Annotated in this window: 17 protein-coding genes; 9 read left to right on the top strand and 8 right to left on the bottom strand. The window is 42.4% G+C overall.

The genetic code is table 11. The features are described from left to right. Window positions 1-152: 152 nt before the first annotated feature. Together QM629_RS10655 and QM629_RS10650 are read right to left on the bottom strand one after the other, a co-directional pair. Window positions 153-2,723: an alpha-L-arabinofuranosidase C-terminal domain-containing protein gene (locus tag QM629_RS10655; protein ID WP_415159850.1), complete on the bottom strand. Its 2,571-nt coding sequence runs from the start codon at window positions 2,721-2,723 to the stop codon at window positions 153-155. A 130-nt stretch (window positions 2,724-2,853) separates the two neighbouring features. Then, on the bottom strand, window positions 2,854-5,202 hold the full coding sequence (locus tag QM629_RS10650; RefSeq protein ID WP_415159849.1) for a prolyl oligopeptidase family serine peptidase: 2,349 nt from the start codon (window positions 5,200-5,202) through the stop codon (window positions 2,854-2,856). Between the two features lie 343 nt (window positions 5,203-5,545). Between QM629_RS10650 and dnaN the strand changes: the two genes are divergently transcribed. After that, complete coding sequence (gene dnaN, locus QM629_RS10645) at window positions 5,546-6,661, top strand: DNA polymerase III subunit beta (protein ID WP_415159848.1); 1,116 nt, start codon at window positions 5,546-5,548, stop codon at window positions 6,659-6,661. A gap of 90 nt (window positions 6,662-6,751) precedes the next feature. Here dnaN and QM629_RS10640 read toward each other — a convergent pair whose 3' ends face one another. Next, window positions 6,752-7,315 (bottom strand): DUF4230 domain-containing protein, encoded by a 564-nt coding sequence (locus QM629_RS10640; RefSeq protein WP_415159847.1) that lies wholly within the window; start codon window positions 7,313-7,315, stop codon window positions 6,752-6,754. A gap of 84 nt (window positions 7,316-7,399) precedes the next feature. Continuing rightward, complete coding sequence (locus QM629_RS10635; protein ID WP_415159846.1) at window positions 7,400-7,954, bottom strand: DUF4230 domain-containing protein; 555 nt, start codon at window positions 7,952-7,954, stop codon at window positions 7,400-7,402. A gap of 247 nt (window positions 7,955-8,201) precedes the next feature. Between QM629_RS10635 and QM629_RS10630 the strand changes: the two genes are divergently transcribed. The 3 genes from QM629_RS10630 (at window position 8,202) to QM629_RS10620 (ending at window position 9,441) form a co-directional block, all read left to right on the top strand. Then, window positions 8,202-8,696 carry an alpha-L-rhamnosidase C-terminal domain-containing protein gene (locus QM629_RS10630; RefSeq protein ID WP_415159845.1) on the top strand — a complete coding sequence of 165 codons (495 nt, stop codon included), beginning with the start codon at window positions 8,202-8,204 and terminating at the stop codon, window positions 8,694-8,696. Window positions 8,697-8,764: 68 nt separating this feature from the next. Beyond that, window positions 8,765-9,022, top strand: coding sequence for a DUF6364 family protein (locus QM629_RS10625; RefSeq protein WP_415159844.1), 258 nt, complete (start codon window positions 8,765-8,767; stop codon window positions 9,020-9,022). Continuing rightward, entirely contained in the window at window positions 9,019-9,441 is a 423-nt protein-coding gene (locus QM629_RS10620; protein ID WP_415159843.1) for a PIN domain-containing protein, read from the top strand. The genes QM629_RS10625 and QM629_RS10620 overlap by 4 nt, the downstream gene beginning before the upstream one ends. Here the strand turns inward: QM629_RS10620 and QM629_RS10615 are convergent, their stop codons facing one another. Then, complete coding sequence (locus QM629_RS10615; RefSeq protein ID WP_415159842.1) at window positions 9,442-9,897, bottom strand: DUF983 domain-containing protein; 456 nt, start codon at window positions 9,895-9,897, stop codon at window positions 9,442-9,444. 29 nt (window positions 9,898-9,926) lie between these two features. After that, window positions 9,927-11,237 carry a UDP-N-acetylmuramoyl-tripeptide--D-alanyl-D-alanine ligase gene (locus tag QM629_RS10610; RefSeq protein WP_415159841.1) on the bottom strand — a complete coding sequence of 437 codons (1,311 nt, stop codon included), beginning with the start codon at window positions 11,235-11,237 and terminating at the stop codon, window positions 9,927-9,929. 242 nt (window positions 11,238-11,479) lie between these two features. Between QM629_RS10610 and tyrS the strand changes: the two genes are divergently transcribed. The 3 genes from tyrS to QM629_RS10595 all read left to right on the top strand — a co-directional run bounded on the left by tyrS (window position 11,480) and on the right by QM629_RS10595 (window position 15,211). Then, a complete protein-coding gene (tyrS, locus tag QM629_RS10605; protein ID WP_415159840.1) occupies window positions 11,480-12,802 on the top strand; it encodes a tyrosine--tRNA ligase in 1,323 nt (440 codons plus the stop codon). A gap of 8 nt (window positions 12,803-12,810) precedes the next feature. Further along, the gene (locus QM629_RS10600; protein ID WP_415159839.1) at window positions 12,811-13,491 is read left to right on the top strand and encodes an alpha/beta hydrolase; all 681 of its coding nucleotides are present in this window, start codon (window positions 12,811-12,813) and stop codon (window positions 13,489-13,491) included. 178 nt (window positions 13,492-13,669) lie between these two features. Further along, the gene (locus QM629_RS10595) at window positions 13,670-15,211 is read left to right on the top strand and encodes an SUMF1/EgtB/PvdO family nonheme iron enzyme (protein WP_415159838.1); all 1,542 of its coding nucleotides are present in this window, start codon (window positions 13,670-13,672) and stop codon (window positions 15,209-15,211) included. 70 nt (window positions 15,212-15,281) lie between these two features. On the opposite strand, the gene QM629_RS10590 is transcribed toward QM629_RS10595, so the two are convergent. Together QM629_RS10590 and QM629_RS10585 are read right to left on the bottom strand one after the other, a co-directional pair. After that, window positions 15,282-17,456 (bottom strand): TonB-dependent receptor, encoded by a 2,175-nt coding sequence (locus QM629_RS10590; RefSeq protein WP_415159837.1) that lies wholly within the window; start codon window positions 17,454-17,456, stop codon window positions 15,282-15,284. 75 nt (window positions 17,457-17,531) lie between these two features. Beyond that, on the bottom strand, window positions 17,532-18,518 hold the full coding sequence (locus QM629_RS10585) for a pyruvate dehydrogenase complex E1 component subunit beta (protein WP_415159836.1): 987 nt from the start codon (window positions 18,516-18,518) through the stop codon (window positions 17,532-17,534). A gap of 198 nt (window positions 18,519-18,716) precedes the next feature. Between QM629_RS10585 and QM629_RS10580 the strand changes: the two genes are divergently transcribed. Then, window positions 18,717-19,094: a hypothetical protein gene (locus tag QM629_RS10580; protein ID WP_415159835.1), complete on the top strand. Its 378-nt coding sequence runs from the start codon at window positions 18,717-18,719 to the stop codon at window positions 19,092-19,094. A gap of 139 nt (window positions 19,095-19,233) precedes the next feature. Next, on the top strand, window positions 19,234-21,777 hold the full coding sequence (locus tag QM629_RS10575; RefSeq protein ID WP_415159834.1) for a multicopper oxidase domain-containing protein: 2,544 nt from the start codon (window positions 19,234-19,236) through the stop codon (window positions 21,775-21,777). Window positions 21,778-21,805 lie beyond the last annotated feature (28 nt).

Here is a 21,805-nt window from a genome sequence, read left to right as displayed (position 1 = left end):
TAACTGCTTGTTGGCAGTAATTAACAGCATGGCCGAAACAGGTTGGGGTTAAGTATCGTTGCCTCATTGTTGAATGTAAGCATTTTAAGCCATAGTTTATTTGCGTTCACAGGTGAATCAATCGCATTGCTTTACAAACAATTGACAGTCTGTTACCGGAGATTTGAGCCTTTCAGCCGTATAATATTGATTGAATAAGGCTTTGCCTGCAAAGCAAAATTATTATTTACAATGCCCTGCAATGCCGTTGTAACAGGAATAAATTTTTGGGGCGTGTCAAACGAATTTTCATCTGTTAATTGGGGTGCAGCAAGCGTTGTTATTGTTGCTGAAGGCTTGTTTGCTGAAGTGTTTTCAATATTAATATTCACCGGCACTTCATTGCTATATGCATTTACAACTTTTACAATTATATCGCCTGTTAATGAATCTTTTCCTGATATGGCAAAAAGCTTCTCCGGTTCAGTATAAACCATCAACAATTTGCCGTCAAGAAAACATTTTACGGTATCAATGCCCACCTGCAATTCAATATCGTACCAGCGGTGAGGCTGAATGGTATCAGTAAGTTTTACGGCAGATGAAATATTGCTTACATCATAACCATTGCTCACTTTCTCAAATACACCAATTTGATTTACCCACGCACCAATATGCGCACGGTAAAAAGTATTGGTATCCTTTACCGAAAACGGAATGATAAATGCATTATAGCCTTCCAGTTTTTTTGCTTTAAGTTTTAAAGTATAGGTATCAAAACTTTTATCTTTCAGTATGGCAAATGTTTGTGCGCCGTAAGCTGTTTGCGCCAGCGCGCTGTCCTGCGTTTTCCAGTCGCCACGCAGCAGCATCCAGTTATTTAAATCATTAATAAAACCGCTTTTATAAACTGTTTTCCCATCCTTAATTATTTCAATGTCTTTGTAGGCAGTTTTCGTGTCCCACGTTGCCAAACCAATGCTGCCGCTGAACTGCGGTTGTTTGGTTTGCCGCTGAATGGTTTTTACATCAGTTGCAAGATTATAAGTTGGCTTATTTTCATTGAACATTTTCATTGCATAATAAGAAATGCGGGCAAAGCTTTTTGCATTATCGAAGCTGATAAGGTTAACCGGCCAGTCAACATCATTCACATTTACCAGCAACGGCGCGTAGCTGCTCATCTTTACCAGGTCGCTGTTCTTTTCCATTGCCATAATATACACTGCATCGCTTAACGATGCTTCCATATTACCGGCGCCAACGCCTGCATTGGCAGCGTATTCGCCCACATACATTTTCCATTTGCCACGCGGGTATTTATCAAAATGATCATACTGTGCAAACGCCCAGCCTGCCGCTTTGTAGGCATGTTCATCCACATAATCTATGTGCTGCATTTTTTGGGTGGTGTATTCATTCACATCGCCAATACCCATGCTTGCCATTATTTCTATCTGCGGATATTTTGCTTTAATGGCCTCATAAAATTTATTGTAGCGTTCCGCATAACGCGGCCCGCTTTGCTCATTGCCTATCTCAACATATTTTAAAGGAAATGGTTTGGGGTGCCCGTTTGCTGCACGCACCCTGCCCCATTTGCTGGTAGCCGGGCCAACGGCATATTCAATGGCATCCAATGCGCTTTGAATATAAGGCCGTAAACTATCGTCATCCACAAAAGTGCCGCTGCGGTATTCGCAGGAAACGCCTGCATTAAAAACATATAAAGCAGCAGCGCCAATGTCTTCGCAAAACTGCAAATATTCGTGATAGCCAAAACCATTGCTGGTATAATAACCCCAGGGGCTGTAGGTTTCAATCCTTTGTTCAACAGGCCCGATGGTATGCTTCCAATCTGGTGCAGATTGAATAGTAATGCCTTCTGCAAAACAACCGCCCGGCCAGCGTATGAACGCCGGTTTCAGGTCAGCCATGTATTGTGCAAGATCAATGCGCAAACCATTTGGCCTGTCCTTAAATGTTTTTGCAGGAAATAAAGAAACATAATCAAGCCAAACGGCGCCTGTATTATTGAACGATATAACAAACCTTGCTTTATCATCTGCTTTTGTTGCGGTTAATACGGCACTGTATTTTTTCCAGTTTTTATTTGTTGCCGATGGAAATGTATAAGATGCCAGCACCGTTCCATCAGCGCTTTGCAGGCTTGCTGTTACACTGCCTTTATAGTTATTGCTGCGCAGAAAAAAGTTCAACTTGTAACTATCGCCCTTCACTGCATTAATGCCCCAAAAACCTTCGTTTATTACGTCTGCTTTATTGTTATTATCTGCTTTGGCAATAGCAACCTGCAATGAATGCGGTGTTGCATTGTTTAAAGGGTTTACAGAAGTTCTTGTAACCCCCAAGGCCGCGCTGCCATTGGCTTTGTAGCTCCATGCGGGAAAATCGCTTTTAATTTCCCAGGGCATTTTCCAGTTGCTTATTTCGTTGTTGGGCAAGGTAAAACCCGGTGTTTGCGGCGGCACAATAAAATCATTCACCAGCTTCATGCCCGGCGGAATATTCGCCTCTTCAAAGCCGCGGTTTTGTATCAGTTCAGCATATAAACCACCTTCGCCTGCATGGCTTATTTCTTCAAAAAATATTCCATGCAATGTTGGTGAAACAGCCGCTTCTTTTTTAGCTGCATCAATGGTTATAGTTGCTGATTGCTGCGCCTGTAATGCAGTTATTATAAGAAGAAGAAATACTGTTAATAATTGTTTGATATTGTTCATTATTATTAATGCGAGTTAAGAGTTAATCAGATAAGCTCCGAGAAAAGCCGCAGCCATTTTTCCAAACACATGCACCAGCAGCTCTTTCATTGAACGAACTTTTGAGGCTCTTTGAATAAGTAGTATAAACCTATTTTTTCAAAAGCGTTTCATCAAACAGTTTCAAAATACGTTTATACTCATCCGCCCAGCTGCCGGGCTCCACAAAGCCATGATCTTCTACCGGGTAAGGCGCTATCTGCCAGTTATGTTTTCCCAATTCAATCAGCCGTTGTGTTAAGCGCACCGCATCCTGGAAATTTACATTCATATCAACCATACCATGGCAAATAAGCAGGTGGTTTTTTAAACCGCTGGCGAAGTTGATGGGGGAAGAACGTGCATACGCGATGCTGTCGGTAAAAGGCTCATTCAAAATAGCCGATGTGTATTCATGATTATAATGCGCCCAGTCTGTTACAGGCCGCAGCGCGGCGCCAGCTTTAAAAATATCCGGCCGGGTAAACATGGCCATCAGCGTCATAAAACCGCCATAGCTGCCGCCATACATGCCAATGCGGGTGGAATCAATGCCAAAATGCTGAACAAGGTAACGGGCCGCATCTACTTCATCATCCAAATCTTTTCCGCCCATATAACGGTAAATGCCCGTGCGCCAGTTGCGGCCGTAACCGGCACTGGCGCGGTAATCAATGTCCAAAACCGTATAACCCTTATCAGCCAATAAATTGTTGAACATCATTTCGCGGAAATAATAGCTCCACCAGTAGTCAACATTTTGCAAATAGCCTGCGCCATGCACAAAAATTATAGCTGCATTGTTTTTGGCGCCGGGCCCGGGTTCATATACACGGGCATAAACAGTAGCGCCATCGCGGGCCGCGAAAGTAAAAATCCTGGTATCGCGCCAGGGATATAGTTTAAAAGAATCGCTCATGGCTTTATCTGTAACCTGCTGTGGTTTGGCATTGGGCTTTATTTCCTGCACATACAATTCCCAGGGTTTGGTTTGATAAGAATAGCGGTAAGCCAGGTAATTATTATCAGGCGATAAAAACATTTCATAACCGCCGGTGCGTGAAGTGAGCTTTATTTTATCACGGCCGTTAATATTTATACGGTAAATATTTTGCTTGCCGGGATGTTCTTCATTGGTTATGATGTAAAAATATTTTTTATCTCCGCTTAAAACCGCTTTTTGAATTTCATAGCTGCCACTCGTAACTGCACTGCGCTGATGCATATTAAAATTATACGTGTATAAATGTGAATAGCCGGTCGCTTCGCTCTGAAAGTAAAAGGAAGTATTATTTATCCAGCCCATATTGGCCGGTTCAAGCCAGGCAATGCCGGGGCCGGCAATCCAGGCGTCATCATGCTGGTGATCTATTAAACTAAGCTTGCCGGTGGCTGCATCCAGCTGCATTATCCATCGGTCTTTCTGGTCGAGCGAAAAAATATCAACAATGCATAAGCTGCCTTCATCATTCCATAAAATACTTTCCATGCGCAGCTTTCTTTTGTTATTGGCGGAATCTTTTGCTTCGCCCGGATAATCCTTTATATAATCCGGCGTGTATTTAAGAAATGGAATTGAATCTGTTGAAATTTTTATAACCGTATCTTTCTCCTCATCAAAAACAAAAAAGGAATAGCTGCCATCCGGCATGCCCGCTTTGGTTCCCCCCGGCACCCCCGCTGTGTATCCATCATCTGTAACATAGTTGGGAACGATTGTGCGTTTGGCTTCCGGGTTTCTTTCAAATAAAACGTAAGTAACAAATCGCCCGTTGGTACTTGCCACTAATTGCCGCAGGCTTTTGCTGCCAATATAAATGGTGCGCAACGGTTTTTCCTCTTTATTGCTGTCGAGGAATTGTTTGCGGGCCTCTTTTTTCTCCTGCCTGCTTTTTAGCACGGCAGATGTTCGCAGCGCTTCATCGCCCAGCCATTGTTGCTGCTGCGGCAGGGTTTTGTTATCAGGTGCTGCTGCGCCGGTTTCAAAATGCGTTAATTGTTTTGTGCCGCCGGTAAGGCCGTTCCATTTATACAGATCGTCATCAAGCCGGTAAACAATATCATCATTTTTCAGGACTGCGGGGTCTGATTCTTCGCCTGCTGTTTGTGTGATGCGAATGATATTTCTGGTGGCTGTTGCAAGCAGGTAAACATCGCTATTATGAATAAAAACAATTTTCGTCCTGGCGGCATTATACTTTCCGTTTGCGATATCTTTCGCCAGTTCTGCTGTAAGATAGCTTTCCTTTTCTGTTTTGCCTTTTGCCGGCAGGTAGCTGTAAGCAGAATCGCTGCTGTTGTTTTCAGGGTTCCATTTAAAGTGAATGGTTTTGCTGTCGTAACCCCAGAACACCTGCGACGGCGAAGTTCCGATCCATTTCGGGTCGCGCATGATCTGTTCTGCGGTAAGCTGGGCGTGGGAGGTAAAAGGCAGCAGTAATAATGGTAAAATTTTTTTCATATTTACAGGGATAATTGAAATAAGCCCATCAAAAAAATATGGTGAATATAACCCGCTTAAAGCTGTTGTTGAAATTTTATGAAGATTTAGCGGCGCTGCGGCCATTTTAAGCACAAACAATTCACATTTTAAATCGCCCTGAATGTAGAATAAATATCTCCCGGCGGCATGTAAACAAATTGATTTAGGTTTGCCTATACTGCGGAATAAAGCTTTTTCTCTATATATTGCCGCGAAATTTATAAATATATCCAACGATGAAACGCCCAGGCAGCATATTTATCGCCCGGGGAATGAATACGGGCGTTCCATCCGACAATTAAAAAAACAAAAAAACATACGGATGAAATTCATTGTTTCTTCTTCAGCATTACTAAAACATTTGCAGCAGATAAACGGTGTAATAAATGCCAATACAGTATTGCCTATACTTGAGGATTTTTTGTTTGAGATTGAAGACAAAAAGCTCACGGTTGTTGCTACCGATTTGGAAACAGTAATGGGTATTAAAATGGATGTGGAAAGTAAAGCCAATGGTAAAATCTGCATACCTGCACGCATTTTAATGGATTCTTTAAAAAACATCTCCGACCAGCCGCTTACTTTCAACATTGATAAAAATTTTTCAGTTGAAATAACCAGTGATAACGGCAAGTATAAAATGATGGGCGAAAATCCCGATAACTTTCCCAAGGCGCCGGAAGCGGATGATGCCAACAATTTCACTGTAACCAGCAGCGCTTTGCTGAATGGTATCAACAAAACTTTATTTGCCGTAAGCAACGATGACCTGCGCCCTGCCATGACGGGCATTTTCTTTGAGCTGTCGGAAAATGCGCTGCAGTTTGTAGCCACCGATGCACACAGGCTGGTGCGTTATAAAAGAACGGATGTAACCAATGCCAAAACAGATAGCTTTATTGTTCCGAAAAAGCCGCTCAACCTGCTTAAAAATGCTTTGCCTGATAACGAGGACGAAATAACCATCAGCTATAACAACAATCATTTTTTTGTGACGCATGGCGAAACAAAGCTGAGCTGCCGTTTAATAGATGCCCGTTTTCCTGATTATAAAGTGGTGATACCAACAGATAACCCTTATAAGCTTACCGTAAACCGCACCGATTTTCAAAGTGCATTGCGCCGCATTAATATCTTCAGCAATAAAAGCACCAACCAGGTGGTGCTAAGCATAAATGGCAGCGAATTGCAGCTTACTGCGCAGGATGTTGACTTCAGCTCTGAAGGTAACGAGCGTATGAATTGTGAATACGATGGTGAAGATTTGCAGATTGCTTTCAATGCAAAATTTTTAATTGAGCTTCTAAATGCTTCCGGCAGCGAAAATGTGGTGATTGAATTATCAACGCCAAATAAAGCGGGCATTATAAAGCCAACAGAGCAGGAAGAAAATGAAGCGCTCTTAATGCTGGTGATGCCGCTTATGCTGAATGTATAGCTTTCCATTCAATTGCTGAACAATATATAAAGGCCTGTACGGGCCTTTTGTTTTTTTATGGGAAGAAGCTTCGCTGAAACGGTGTAACCCTTATTCCAGCGCAGGCGGTTTTGTTTTAAACTCAACCACTACTTTTTTATAACCTGCAGCCATAAAAAAATCTGTGAGCACTTGCCTGGCTTTGGTTTCAGACTGCGCTGATAAGCCGCGGCTCTGCGCTTCGGCTACAGCAAGATATTGAATCTTATTTTTAAGACCGGCAACGGCTTTATCGCTCCATTCTCCATCTTCTATAAACACCTCAATGCCCGAAGGATTGATAATAGCATCCAATACTCCGGCATGGGGCAATTTTATATGCAGTGAATCTTTCGTGCCGCTTATATCGCCTTCCTGCAGTTGTTGCAAATCAATACCAGCATTTACAGTTACTTTACCAATTATTACAAGCCTGTTGAGATTTTTATAAATATGCATAGCAGGCAGCAGTGGGAGGTGAATACTTTGTATATCATGGGCGGTAGTATCTGCTACAATTTCGCTATACATTGAAACGGTAATCAATTGCGACAACGATTGTATTTGTTTTACAACAACAGGCGTATTTTCAATCACTACTTTTTGAGGCTTAAATAAATTTGACAGCGAAGGCATTTTTTTCAATTGAAAAAAGCCCCAAACCATCAATGCTAATATTATCAGGACAATGCTATATCTTATTAATTTTTTCATTTAATCTTACCTGAATTGAACACCTGTTTTTGTATAGCCTGCGTCTTCAAAAAGATGTTGCATAAATACGGCAGCATTTTGTTCGGCGGTTTTTAAAATGCCAAGAGAATCTGCAAGCGATAATATCTGAGGCTCTGCCTGCGCCACCAGTTCTTCACGTTCTGCTGCAGAAAATGGTGAACGCAATGCGCCTATATCTTCATACCAAACCTGTATTTTATCAGGCGGGATATTTAAGCTTAAAATTTTTGCATGCGGCAGCGTAATTGCAATGCTGTCTTTATAGCCTGCAAAATTATCTTTTGTTATATTCTGCAGGTCTATACCGGCTTTAAGGCGGGCTTCGCAGTTAATGATTATTTTTCGGTCGCCCACTTTATACCAGGGTTTATCGTCGCTGGCACGTATTACCTTACCAAGTGTATATTCTGCGGTAGCCAGCCGGCCCGTTTCTTTTAATGTTAAGATGGCATTGGAGACGGCTGCACCCTGCTTTTTATTATGGCAGGCAAAAAAAACAAGCACAGGTATTAAATAAATTATTTTTTTTAATAAAGGCATAATCAGGATATGCTAAAATAAGGCCGATTAAGCAGAGGATGATTATTGGGTTATATATTTATTGCACAGGCGGGTGTTCACCATAGCCGTCAACTCAAGCCACATAGCTTTTATATAGTTGAGAAAAAGGGTTATATAGTATTCTTCACAGGAGATAAAATGCTATAACCCCTATGGTTCACAATAAAGCCTGGCCAGGTTTTATGCACGTTCATAAATAGAAAATTATACCGTTATATTACTGATAATGGCGCTGATGATCGGCGCTTCGGGGTTATTGAATGATACATCACTCGCAATCGCTTCCGTGTATTTCAGGTATTATTTATACCAGGCATTAAACATGGCAGGCTTTGGTAATGATTATTTGAACTGGCTGGGTATATGGAAACAAAATCTGGAAATGGGCTTAACTACCTGGGCAGAGATGGATGACGTGAACCGTTCCCGCTCCGATTACCATGCCTGGGGCAGCAGCCCGAATATTGAATTATACAGAATTGTTTTGGGAATTGACGATTATGCCCCGGGTTTCTCCAAGGTGAAAATTGAACCGCATTTAGGTGCATTGACCAATGCATCGGGAACAATGCCGCATCCAAAAGGCGATATAAAAGCGGCCTATGTTTTAGCAAATGGCAAGTGGAATATTGATATAAATCTTCCTGCATCAATTACAGGAAAATTTGTTTGGAAAGACAAAACGTTTCCATTAAAAACAGGTAAAAAAAATTATAGTTGAAAGATAAATTTATACGTAGAAAATATTTTTTACTTACGTAAATATTTTTTTTGTAAAAATTGTTGGTTATGGATGCAAAAATTACATTAAGTTTTAATGAGGCTGTTGCCACAAAAGCAAAAAGATATGCAGAGCGAAACAATGTAAGTTTAAGCAGGCTGGTTGAATTCCTTTTAGATAAGGTCACTTCCTCCGGCTATACCTCTTTTGAAGAGTTTCCTGTTTCCGATTGGGTACACCAGGTTGCTGAAGGAGAGGCGGTTTATCAAACAAAAGCCCGTTCGCGCAAGTCATTAAAAAATGAATATTACGCTTCCGGAAAATGAAAGTTTTTGTTGATGCTAATATTCTTGTATCGGTGTTGAATAAAGAATACCCGCTCTTTACCCACGGCGCCCGCATATTAAGCCTTTCAGGCAATAATAATTTTCACATCTATACTTCACCTATATGTCTTGCCATTGCATTTTATTTTGCGGAAAAAAAACACAAAACAAAGCTGGCAAAAGAAAAGATGGCTTTATTATGCAAACACATTTTTATTGCCCCTGCAACTGAAAATGCAGTTGAAAAAACAATCAGCAACAAAAGAATAAACGATTTTGAAGATGGGCTTGAATATTATTCAGCCGTAGAAAGCAATTGCAGTTATATTGTTACAGAAGATAAAGATGATTTTTACTTTTCTGAGATCACCGTTATGAATGCAAGAACTTTTTTTGAAAAAGTGGTTACAAAGAAATAGTTACCAGTTTCCAATCTGTTCCTGTATAATTCTCTCTGTATTTTCAGGCTTATGCGTTTCCCGGTTCGGATCATATTTTACAAACCAGCTCAGCCATAAGCTTCGCGCCAGGCGCATAAACACCGGTTGCAATACAATCAATAAAAAGGTATTAACGCCCAGCCACCAGAATACACGGTTATCGTTTATGGAAATGCCTATCAGCGCCCACCAGGCAATAAAGGTTACAACAGAAAACGCAACGCCCAAAGCATAACTAACATACCCTGTGCCATAATAAAAACCAACCTCAATTTCGGTAGGCTGGCCGCATACCGGGCAATGCTTATGCATTTTCATGTATTGACTGCCTTTTAATGCATAAGCATTTTTAGACTCAAAAATATCGCCGTGCCTGCAACGCGGGCAGCGATTGGTAAAGACACTTAACAGGTAAGATGGTTTACCTTTTGCCATTTGTAAAAATTTGCGGCAAAGGTAATTTTTTACTGTGCAAAAGCCGTTAAAACTTTCTCCATCTGCATGCTGCGGCTGCCTTTCACTAAGAAATAAGCATTAGCGAAATGCCGTTGCCGGAGGTATGCAGCAGCTTCATCGGCATTATTGAAATAACGGAAGTTTTGATGCGTCGTTTTAAAATTGCCTCCCACCAAAATAACATTTTCAAAATGATTTTGCTGAATAAGCCTTACAAGGCTCTCATGTTCCTGCACGCTTTCTTCACCCAGCTCCATCATGCCGCCCAGCACCAGCACCTTGCTTTCAGCATGAAAATGTTTAAAGTTTTCAATAGCCACCTTCATACTGGATGGATTGGCGTTGTAGGCGTCTAAAATTATTTTGTTGGAGCCCATTTCTATTAACTGCGAGCGGCTGTTGGAAGGAACATAATTTTCAAGAGCATATCTTATATTTTCATCCGGCACTTTAAAATATTTGCCCACTGTAACTGCGCATAAAATATTCGGCAGGTTATAACCGCCCACCAGGTTTGTTTTTATGGTATGGAATGATAGGCCTTTTGTAAAAGCCACTTCCAGAAAGGGCTCTGCGGCCTGCATATAGCCGCAAACAACGCCATGCATTGTTCCGTACCAAATAATTTGCTGAATGCCTTTGCTCATCTCATGCAGGTAATCGTAATCGTGAAAAGCAAATGCAATGCCATTATGTGCACGCATGAAATCATACAGCTCACCCTTGCCTTTTTTCACGCCTTCCATGCCGCCAAAACCTTCCAGATGTGCTTTTCCGATATTGGAGATAATGCCATGCGTGGGCTGTGCGATGTTGCAATAGCCTTCAATTTCCTTTTGATGATTGGCGCCCATTTCAATTACCGCTATTTGTGCATCGGGCTTAATTTTTAAAATGGTAAGCGGCACGCCGATATGATTGTTGAGATTGCCTTCTGTTGTGCATGTTTTATAATGTGAGGAAAGCACGGCGTGGATTAACTCCTTTGTGGTGGTTTTTCCGTTACTTCCCGTAATGGCAATAAAAGGGATATTAAACTGCTCACGGTGATACCCGGCCAGATGCTGTAATGTTTCAAGCACATTATCAACCCTGATTAATTGATTGCCATGCCTGCCTGCCGGCAGATTTGATGCGTCTATATCTTCATCAACCACAGCATAAGCGGCGCCCATTTCGAGTGCTTTCAATGCAAAAGCATTACCATTGAAATTATCGCCTTTCAATGCAAAGAAGATATCATTTTTATTAAGCTTTCTGGTATCTGTTTGCACGGCAGGACATTGCTGATACAGTTTGTACAGTTCAGAAATAGTCAAAGTAGAAAGTTTGCCGCAAGATATAACGGAAACGCCAATCGTAAATCGCCAAACGTTATGTAACAAGACACGAAGTTTTCCCGTTTGGCGTTTGACGGTTCACGCGCTTTATTTTTGCACAAATTTTTTTGAATGAAACGCCCATGTAAATATTTTTTCACACAGCCTGTCCCGAATCAGTTTCGGGAGGGAATGTATGCCAGGGCGTTTCATGAGGCCATTAAAAAAACAAACTTGTACGAATGAATTTGATTGAAGAACTGCGCTGGCGCGGAATGATCCAGGATATAATGCCCGGTACAGAAGAACAGTTGCTGAAAGAACAAACATCAGCCTATATTGGATTTGACCCCACCGCCGAAAGCCTGCATATTGGCAGCCTGGTGCCAATTTTATTGCTGGTGCATTTGCAAAAGGCCGGACATAAACCGTATGCTTTAATTGGCGGCGCCACCGGCATGATCGGCGACCCGACCGGTAAAAGTGAGGAACGTAATTTATTGAGCGAGGATGTATTGCAGCGCAACCAGAACGGTATTAAAAAGCAACTGGAAAAATTTTTGGCGTTTGATGAAAACCAGCCCAACGCAGCCGTTATGGTGAACAATTATGACTGGTTTAAAGGAATGTTTTTTCTCGATTTTATACGCGATACGGGCAAACACATCACCGTGAATTATATGATGGCCAAAGACAGTGTGAAGAAAAGGATTGAGAGCGATAACGGCATCAGTTTTACCGAATTTACGTACCAGCTTATACAGGGTTATGATTTTTACTGGCTGTATAAAAACCATAACTGCAAATTGCAGATGGGCGGCAGCGACCAGTGGGGAAATATTACAACCGGCGCAGAATTGATCCGCAGGAGAACGGGCGGCGAAGCCTTTGCGTTTACCTGCCCGTTGCTGAAAAAAGCGGATGGCGGCAAATTTGGTAAAAGTGAAAAAGGAAATATTTGGCTGGATGCGGAGAAAACGTCCCCTTACCAGTTCTACCAGTTTTGGCTGAATGCCGCAGATGATGACGCCAAAAAATGGATCAAAATATTTACATTTCTTAATCAAGAAATAATAGAATCATTAATATTAACACATGATTCAGCTCCAGAATTAAGATTATTACAAAAAACTTTAGCAGAGCATATCACAACTTTTGTTCATGGTATTGCTGGATTGAATCAAGCATTAGACAGCACAAGAAAATTATTTGAGAAGCAAAACTTACCTGTAGAAAGTCTTTCCAAAGAAGATTTAGAAACTATCGAAGGTATACAAAAAATACCTTATCCATTAAGCAGGTTAATTTCAAGTACAGTACTTGAACATTTTCTTGTTGAAACTAACATAATGCCAAGTAGAGGTGAGGCTAGAAAAATGATTTTAAACGGTGGAATTAGAATAAATAAAAATAAAATTGATTATTTGGAAATTGCATTATCGCCAGGAATGCTATTGCACAAAAAATATATTCTGGTACAAAAGGGTAAAAAGAATTTTTACCTAATTCAAATTTATAATGATACTATTCAAAAAGATGAAGATTATTCGTTCTTTGAAGAGTAATATTTGTCATGCAAAACCTCTATTGTATTTCGGGGCTTGGGGCAGATGAACGGGTATTTCAATACCTCAACCTGTCTTTTGCAAAACCTGTTTTCATCAACTGGATCAATCCTTTGCCGGGCGAAAGTTTGCAAGCCTATGCAACACAGTTAAGAGAAAAGTTTATACGGGAAGAAGACCCGCTTATTCTCGGCCTTTCGCTTGGCGGCATGCTGGCTGTGGAAATAGCCAAACAGCTCCCAAAAGCAACGGTTACCATTATTTCAAGCGCTAAAACAAAATACGAATTACCGTTTTACTGGAGAATTTTTAAGCGTGTGCCTGTTTATAAAATCATAACGTACGGCCTGGTTAAACAAACCCTTACCATACAGGAATATTTCCTGGGCGCCAGCTCCCCGGTAAGCAGGCAATACGAGAAAACAGTGGTAAACAAAACTGATATGCATTTTTACAAGTGGGCCATCGGCGCTATTGTTTCCTGGAAAAATAAAATTGCCCCGCCCAACGTTTTTCATATACATGGCAGTAAAGACAGGCTTTTGCCGCTGCGGTTTGTAAAAGCAGGTTGCATTATAAATAATGGCGGGCATTTAATGATATTGGAAAATGCCGGAGAAATTTCACCGGTTTTAAAACAAGGATTTACGGTGAAAAATAAGTTTGATGAATTAAATTTGGCGCTTTAAATCCGCCTCAATTATATAAGTAATTGATTTTTAAGTTTCACCCTTTCTATGGAAGGCCAAAACATGCTTGAAGATCCTGCAATTTCTTTATAATTGTGTGCAATATTGTAAACTTTATTTCGTTGTTTTAGGTTCAAAAGAATAATTTTTAAAAATGATAAGGCTGCTTAAATTTTCAATGTACACCCTTTTCCTTGTGAGCGTTTTGGCTTCCTGTAAAAAGGGCGGAAGCAAAAGTTCCTGGAAAAAGAAAGACGGGACCAGTGATGCAACCGGTTGGCATTATAATGATAAAGACCAGGGTGGTTATTATGTAGCCAAGCCTAAAGATATCAAAACCGGCCCCGGCCTTGTGTTTGTGCAGGGCGGTACGTTTACCATGGGCTCAACCGAGGAAGATGTAATGGGCGATAATAATAATTTCCCCCGCCGCGTTACGGTTAACTCTTTCTTTATAGATAAAACCGAAGTGGCCAACGTTCATTACCGCGAGTACATTTACTGGATTGAAAATGTATTTTCCGACCCCCAGTACGAAGCCGTGGTGCAGGGCGCAAAACCTGATACCCTTGTATGGCGCAGCCAGCTCGCTTATAACGAGCCTTATGTTGAATATTATTTCCGCCACCCTTCTTATAATTATTATCCTGTAGTGGGCGTTACCTGGAGGCAGGCCCATGATTTTTGTATCTGGCGCACAGACAGGGTGAACGAATACGCCCTTGTAAAAGCAGGCTATCAGAATAAAAACCTCATTAAGCAGGAAATGAATGGCGGCGGCCAGGATAACTTCAATACAAAATCTTATTTAATGGGCGAATATGAAGGTGTGCCCGGCAAGCCCAAGAAAAATCCGTTAAAAGATGCGCAGGGCAGGCCAAGAACACAGGTTTCTTTTGAAGATGGCATTTTATTTCCTGATTACCGCCTTCCCACAGAAGCAGAATGGGAATATGCGGCTTTAGGCCTTGTGAGCGAAAACCCCGTCCCCCGCAAAAGCGAAAAGAAAAGAGGGGAAGAGCTTATTGCCAACAAACAGGTTTATGCCTGGAAAAACGATGGTTATGATAACCTGCGCGCCACCAAAAAAGGCGCTATGCAGGGTGCTATGCTGGCCAACTTTAAGCGCGGCAACGGTGACTACATGGGCACAGCAGGTGGTTTGAATGACCGTTCTGCCATACCGGCTTCTGTAACTTCGTTTTTTCCTAACGGCTTTGGCCTTTATAATATGAGCGGCAACGTAAGTGAGTGGGTTTCTGACGTTTACAGGCCTAATTCCCAAATGGACGTAGATGATATTAACCCATATCGCGGTAACGTTTTTATGCAGGTTGATAAAAGTGGCGGTGAAGGGAATATGCGGGATAGTTTAGGCCGGATTAAAATGATTCCTGAGAGTGATTCCGCTTTAGCTACACGCCGCAACTACCAGCGTTCTTATGCAATTGATTATTTGGATGGTGATTCTGTCAGCCGTGCTTATTATGGCTATGGTGTTACAACATTAATAAGCGATCAAAGCAGGGTGGTAAAAGGTGGAAGCTGGCTTGATATGCCATACTGGTTAAGCCCTGGCGCCCGCCGTTTTTACGAAGAATATGAAAGCAGCTCTACTATTGGTTTCCGTTGTGCCATGACGCATTACGGGGCGCCTGAAGGAAAATCAACCAAAATTAAAACAGGTAATTTCTTCCCGAAAAGAAGGCAAAAAAGATAAGAAAATCCTATAAAAACAACAAAGCCGCTTGCAATTGCAGGTGGCTTTGTTGTTTTATACGATGAAGTTGTTACCATTCAACCCGCGCACCGGCAAAATAATTTCTTGCAGGCGCCGGGTTAAAATACCTGCCGCCAGCAGCATTCAGGTCGTTGCCAAGGCTGTATTTTTCATTCAAAAGATTGTCAATGCCTGCGTAAACATCAAGTATTGCTTTGCCAAATTGCTTCTTAAAACCAAGTTTTAATTGAAATAATTTATAGTTACCAGCATACACATCATTGGCATCTGTTAATGGTATGGCTGAAGTAAAATTACAATTGGCATTAAAGTAAATGCCAGGCTTTGTATCAACATCTAATGTGGCAAGATTTGTATTTTTAGGAACGCCCGTAAGCCGGTTGCCCGAAAAGTCCTTTGTCCCGGAAACATAATTGTTGAATGTATAGGGCTGATAAGCAAAACTGTTGGAAACAACAATCGTTTTTATGAACCGCCGGCTGTTTTTTACCGGAAAGGCATTTAGCCATATCTCAAGCCCGGGCTGCTTTGTGCCGCCTGCATTTACAAAAAAGTCTGCACCTGTGCTGTCCGTTTGCGCAACAATGGCATTTTTTAAATTAAAGCTATAAACAGAAGCGCTGAATTCAAGGCGATTCTTCCATACGGCGCCCTTTATGCCTGCCTCATAATTCCAGCCATATTCCGGCTGCAGGTTATAAAACTGGTTGGTAGAAGGCCGCACTTCTGCCAGCGTAGGCGGCGAAAACCCTTTTGAGGTTACCGCGTACAGCGAAATATTATTATTCACCTGGTAAAGCACACTCAATCTTGGCGCCCATAACATATTTGTATTTTGATGTTGCCAGTAATTATAAACACTGTCTGAAATGCGGTTGTATTTTAGTAACTGCTGGTTGGCACTTAATCCGGCCTGTATCAGCAGTTTTCTAAACTGTATATTGATTTGCGTAAATAAAAAGTATTGGGCAACGCGTACTTTGTCATTGTACAACAAACTGCCTGGCGTACCGCTGTTATTCTCATAATTATTGATATTTGAAATATTCTGCTGCCATTCTGCTCCGGTTAGCCATTTTACTTTTAAAGCATTCATTTCAAGTACGGTTCTTGCACCATAATTCAGTTCATCGCGTTTTTCATAGTTGGTAATAAATGGATTTTTAAAATCTGTATGGTTGATGGTGACTGAAGCGGTGTTGCTCCAAAGTTTGCTGAAAACCGAATGAAAGTTTAATCCTGCAAAGCCCGTTTTATTATATACGCCTGCTTTCTGCTGAACGGCGCCGGGCAAAGCTGATGTTGGTTGCCTTGCAAGTGTTGGCAAAGAATCCATTTGGGCTTTGGTAATGCCGCCGGGTGTTTCATAATGAAGATCCGTATAAAATAAAAGAGCAGATACTTGTTCTTTATTACTGATATGCCAATCCAGGCTTGATTGTACAGCGTCTTTACGCATGGCGCTTTGCTGCCTGTAACCACTGCTTTGATAATGGCTTTGCTGCATGCTGAAGTTGAATTTTTTTGATTGATGATTGAAAACAAGCTGTTCATTCAGTAAACTATAGGAGCCGGTTTCCAAATTGGCATTAAAGCTATTTTTTCTCCTTTCAGGGCCGGGGCTGGCATTATTATTATTAGTTTTCAGCAGCACAGCACCGCCGGTATTGGCGCCGTACAAACTGCTGGCAGGGCCTTTTATTATTTCTATGGAAGAAAGCTGGCTGACATCAATAAGATTTAAATAAGTATTGCCGCCGGCATCGGTAAGCGGAATATCATTCCAGTACACTTTTATATTTCTTACACCAAAAGGGGAACGCAGTAAGCTGCCCCGTATGGAGAGCCGGTAACTTCCCGGGCTTCTTTCTTCCATTCTCACGCCTGCAACGGTGTTTAATACGGGAACAAGCGTTTTATTGTCAAAACGCTGTAATTGAGCTTGGTTTATAACAGCAACTGAAGCAGGCGCATCTTTCCAGCCGGCAGCGCCGCCAAATGCGGTTACGGTTATGGGCTCCAGAATGGCGGTATCACCAAAATGGGCGGCAGAATCAGTTTGTGCGTTTGCGGAAATTTGAAATAAGAGGCAGGAGGTGAAGCGTGTGAGAAGCTGAAGGACATATTTTACCGCTTTGAATTTGAAACCATCGCTGCCATGAAAATATACAGCAGAAGGGAGTGACACAACCGTGCCTGACTGGAATTTGAAAGCTGGCTTCATAACAATAAAAAATCCCGATGAATGATTATGCAAACATCGGGACTATTTTATACTCCCTCCAGGGGAATGCCGGCTTTATTTCTTCAGGTACATTACTTCTTTTACCAGGTTTACTGTGCGGCCAATGCCGGGCAGGTAGGCCGTTACCAGGTTTGGCGCGTAGTGCATGGGCGCATCCGCGCTGGTAAGGCGGAGAACCGGTGCATCAAGATAGTCGAAACCTTCTTTTTGTATGCGGTAACCAAGTTCGCTGGCTACACCGCACATGGGCCATTCTTCGGCAACAATTACAAGGCGGTTGGTTTTCTTCACGCTTTCCAGTACTGTCATCCAGTCCATTGGGCGAATGGTGCGCAGGTCAATTACTTCAGCGCTGATATTTTCTTTTTCGAGTTCTGCGGCGGCGCCGAGCGCCACTTTCATCATTTTGTTAAAAGAAACGATGGTAACATCGCTGCCTTCTTTTTTTACATCGGCTTTGCCCAGTTCTATATAATATTCTTCTTCAGGCACTTCACTTTTATCGCCATACATTACCTCGCTTTCCATGAACATAACCGGGTCTTCTTCGTAACGGATGGCCTGCTTTAATAACCCTTTGGCATCGTAACCATTTGAAACAGAAACTACTTTTAAGCCGGGGATGTTTGCGTAAATATTTTCAAAAGCGGTGGAGTGCTGGGCGCCAAGCTGGCCGGCGCTTCCGTTAGGCCCGCGGAAAACAATAGGGCAGCCAAGCTGCCCGCCGCTCATGGCAAGCATTTTGGAAGCGGTATTCAGAATCTGGTCAAGCGCTAAAACGGCAAAATTCCAGGTCATAAATTCAATAATGGGGCGCAGGCCGTTTTGGGCGGCGCCAACGCCAATACCGGAAAAACCAAGCTCGGAAATAGGAGTGTCAATTACACGCCTTGGGCCAAATTCGGCCAGCATTCCCTGGCTTACTTTGTAAGCGCCATTATATTCAGCTACTTCTTCACCCATTAAAAACACGCGTTCATCTCTTCTCATCTCTTCATTCATCGCTTCACGCAAAGCTTCCCGAAAGGCAATTTGTCGCATAGTAAAAATTTAAAGCGCGGCAAAAATACAGGAATATAGGTTTGGAAATTCATGCGCCTGGCTGTTTAATAAGATTTAAGAAAGAATGCAATCCTGATGATATTTACAAAAAAAAGAAGTTGCTGGTGAAGCAGCCTCTTTATAAGCCAATCTTAAAATTAGCAGGCCTGAGTTTTCAATATCCTATCTTTGCAGCGTTTGAAAAAATTTCTTTTCATATTACTCTTCATAGGCTATGAAACAAGCCTTTTACCAATAGCGTCATTGGCAAATAATGTAAATGCCAAACCTGCAGAAGAATCTTTTCATCATAAAAAAGCTACATCATGCGACGCCCAAAATATGCCTTGCTGCAGGCATCCTTCATCCTCAAAAAAAGATAAGAAAAATGATTGCGGGGATAATTGTGGCCGCTGTGCCTGCTATCTTATTTCGGCAAGCGTTGCTGTGGTAATTCCTGCGAAACAGGAATTAAACTGTGATTTATTTACAAGCAAAAAAGAAAATAATCATTTCCCTGAACCTGCTATAACCCCCGGCTTCTATTCCATCTGGCGGCCACCTAAAATAGGCTGATCTCCCATATCAAAAAAAATCCTGAAAGCTTTTCAGTTTTTTAACCAGTTTTACTGCATCTGATACTTTTGATCGTTCAGAAAGTTATACCTGCATTGGGTAGCGATTGGCAGTAAATCTTTATAGCCTTTTTAAATTTATGCAATACAAAAAAATGCTTGTTTGCATTGCGGCATTAAAGCACATACACATGAAATATATAGCCTGTTTAACAGGATTATTATTGATGGGATCATACAGTTTTTCCCAGCAGTTTAATCACGGCGATAACAATAATTATATACCATTCAGCAACTTTGCGGCGCCTGTGGCAAAACCCACGCCTTTGGATGCCCCGCTGCCGCAGCAAATCGCCAACCACGAAAAAGATATCATAACCAAACCGGTGGAAGCGGCCAGTTCCGGCATTCATTTTCCTGCCGGAATACCGGGCGCCAAAACGGTCCGGTACGATCTGTATATAACAGACAGCACAGTAAATTATACCGGCAAAAAAAGAAAAGGCATTGCGGTTAACGGCAGCATCCCAGCGCCAACCCTTGTATTTACGATCGGCGATACAGCGCTCATCTTCGTGCATAATAATTCAGATGAGCCTACCGGTGTGCACTGGCATGGCGTGCAACTGGCCAACCGCATGGATGGGGTGCCTTATCTAACCCAGCATCCCATTCCGCCGCACAGCGTGTATGCATATAAATTTCCCGTGGTGCAATCGGGAACCTACTGGTACCACAGCCATTTTTCATTGCAGGAACAAATAGGCTTATACGGCGCATTAATTTTTAATAAAAGAACAGAGCCCGGAATACCAACCATTCCCTTGGTATTGAGCGACTGGAGCGATATGAAGCCGGGACAGATAGACCGCAGGCTGCACACAGCCAATGACTGGTTTTCTATAAAAAAGCATTCCGTGCAAAGCTATTCCGAAGCCATTTGCGCAGGAAAGCTGGGTGTGAAACTGGGCAATGAATGGAAGCGAATGAACGCTATGGATGTAAGCGATGTGTATTACGAGCGTTTTTTTGCCAACGGCGATACAGCGCAATCTTTCCCGGTATTTAAAGCAGGCGATAAAGTAAGGTTAAGGGTGGTTAACGGTGCTGCCTCTTCTTATTTCTGGCTGAGTTACAGCGGCGGAAAAATTACCGTTGCAGCAAATGATGGCAACGACGTAACACCGGTTGATGTGGACAGGCTCATCATAGGGCCGTCGGAAACTTATGATATGGTGGTTACGGTTCCGGAAAACATGCAGTACGAATTCCTGGCCACTTCGGAAGACAGGATTGGCCACGCTTCTGTTTGGCTGGGCAGCGGTATGAAAATGCCCGCAGCCAAACTTCCGCGACTTAAATATTTTGAAGGCATGGCCATGATGAATAAAATGATGAAGATGAACGGGAATATGGAGCCGATGGCAGGCATGGCTTTGCAAAAAATGGATATGAACAAGGTGATGTACCCTGAATTGAAACCAGGTGAAATGCAAATGGATATGCGTGAAACTGACAGCATGCAAACGGAATATGTGTGCCCGATGCACCCGGAAGTTACAAGCGATAAGCCTGGCAAATGCCCCAAGTGCGGGATGGAACTGGAGAAGAAATCATTGGTGGAAAACAAAGAGCACATAGCCCATTCAATGGCCGGGATGGATATGCCTGCCGGCGGTATGATTACTTTAAATTATGATATGCTGAAAGCCCCTGAAAAAACTACGCTTCCTTCAGGGCCATGGAAAGAATTAAAGTTTGAGCTTACCGGCAACATGAACCGCTATGTATGGACGCTGGATAACAAAACGGTTTCGGAAAGTGATAAAATATTGATTAAACAGGGAGAAAACGTACGCATTATTTTATACAATAATTCCATGATGCGGCACCCGATGCACTTGCATGGTCATGATTTCAGGCTTGTCAATCAATACGGCGAATATTCACCCATGAAAAACGTAGTGGATATTTTACCGATGGAGGCAGACACGCTGGAATTCCGTGCTTCGGAAAGCGGCGACTGGTTTTTTCACTGTCACATTCTATACCACATGATGAGCGGCATGGGCAGGATATTCAGTTATGAAAACAGCCCGTCTAACCCTGAAGTGCATGATCCCGCAATGATGTACAAAATGCTGAAAATGGATGACCGTATGTTTCATTTTACCGCGCAGAATGATTTTGCCACCAACGGGAATGACGGGTCGCTTCTGTATTCCAATACACGCTGGGGTTTCCAGGGCGAATGGCGGCTGGGCTATAACGACAACCGGGGCTATGAAGTGGAAACACATTTTGGAAGGTATATTGGCAAAATGCAATGGCTGTTTCCCTACGTGGGCATTGACTGGCGCTACCGCAACGGCGCCGCCGGTGAAAAAAATATCTTCGGCCGGAAGAATACCAAAGACGACAGGAAGGTTTTTCATGCCGGCATTCAATATACGTTGCCCTTTCTTATTGTGGCCGATGCCAGCATAGACCACACAGGCAATGTAAGAATGCAGCTTTCAAGGGAAGATATTCCGCTTACGCCACGGTTACGGGCATCATTTATGGTGAATTCAGACAGGGAATACAGTGCCGGCGGCAGGTATATTCTTGCCAAATATTTTTCGGCAAGCGCACATTATGACAGCGATATGGGCTGGGGCGCAGGTATAACATTTACTTACTAAATTTAAAGATCATGATGCACATACCTAT

Source organism: Parafilimonas sp., from assembly GCF_047606085.1.
Taxonomy (GTDB): Bacteria; Bacteroidota; Bacteroidia; order Chitinophagales; family Chitinophagaceae; genus Parafilimonas.
Note: the sequence above shows the minus strand (reverse complement) of the source record. Positions and strands in the feature narration are given on the sequence as shown.

Coding starts and splice junctions, on each gene's coding strand:
- QM629_RS10630 (WP_415159845.1), top strand. CDS start 8,202: ATGGCGCTGATGATCGGCGCTTCGGGGTTATTGAATGATACATCACTC.
- QM629_RS10635 (WP_415159846.1), bottom strand. CDS start 7,954: ATGCCTTTATTAAAAAAAATAATTTATTTAATACCTGTGCTTGTTTTT.
- QM629_RS10595 (WP_415159838.1), top strand. CDS start 13,670: ATGTACACCCTTTTCCTTGTGAGCGTTTTGGCTTCCTGTAAAAAGGGC.
- QM629_RS10600 (WP_415159839.1), top strand. CDS start 12,811: ATGCAAAACCTCTATTGTATTTCGGGGCTTGGGGCAGATGAACGGGTA.
- QM629_RS10625 (WP_415159844.1), top strand. CDS start 8,765: ATGGATGCAAAAATTACATTAAGTTTTAATGAGGCTGTTGCCACAAAA.
- QM629_RS10640 (WP_415159847.1), bottom strand. CDS start 7,315: ATGCCTTCGCTGTCAAATTTATTTAAGCCTCAAAAAGTAGTGATTGAA.
- QM629_RS10615 (WP_415159842.1), bottom strand. CDS start 9,897: ATGGCAAAAGGTAAACCATCTTACCTGTTAAGTGTCTTTACCAATCGC.
- QM629_RS10650 (WP_415159849.1), bottom strand. CDS start 5,202: ATGAAAAAAATTTTACCATTATTACTGCTGCCTTTTACCTCCCACGCC.
- dnaN (WP_415159848.1), top strand. CDS start 5,546: ATGAAATTCATTGTTTCTTCTTCAGCATTACTAAAACATTTGCAGCAG.
- QM629_RS10655 (WP_415159850.1), bottom strand. CDS start 2,723: ATGAACAATATCAAACAATTATTAACAGTATTTCTTCTTCTTATAATA.
- QM629_RS10590 (WP_415159837.1), bottom strand. CDS start 17,456: ATGAAGCCAGCTTTCAAATTCCAGTCAGGCACGGTTGTGTCACTCCCT.
- QM629_RS10585 (WP_415159836.1), bottom strand. CDS start 18,518: ATGCGACAAATTGCCTTTCGGGAAGCTTTGCGTGAAGCGATGAATGAA.
- QM629_RS10575 (WP_415159834.1), top strand. CDS start 19,234: ATGCAATACAAAAAAATGCTTGTTTGCATTGCGGCATTAAAGCACATA.
- tyrS (WP_415159840.1), top strand. CDS start 11,480: ATGAATTTGATTGAAGAACTGCGCTGGCGCGGAATGATCCAGGATATA.
- QM629_RS10620 (WP_415159843.1), top strand. CDS start 9,019: ATGAAAGTTTTTGTTGATGCTAATATTCTTGTATCGGTGTTGAATAAA.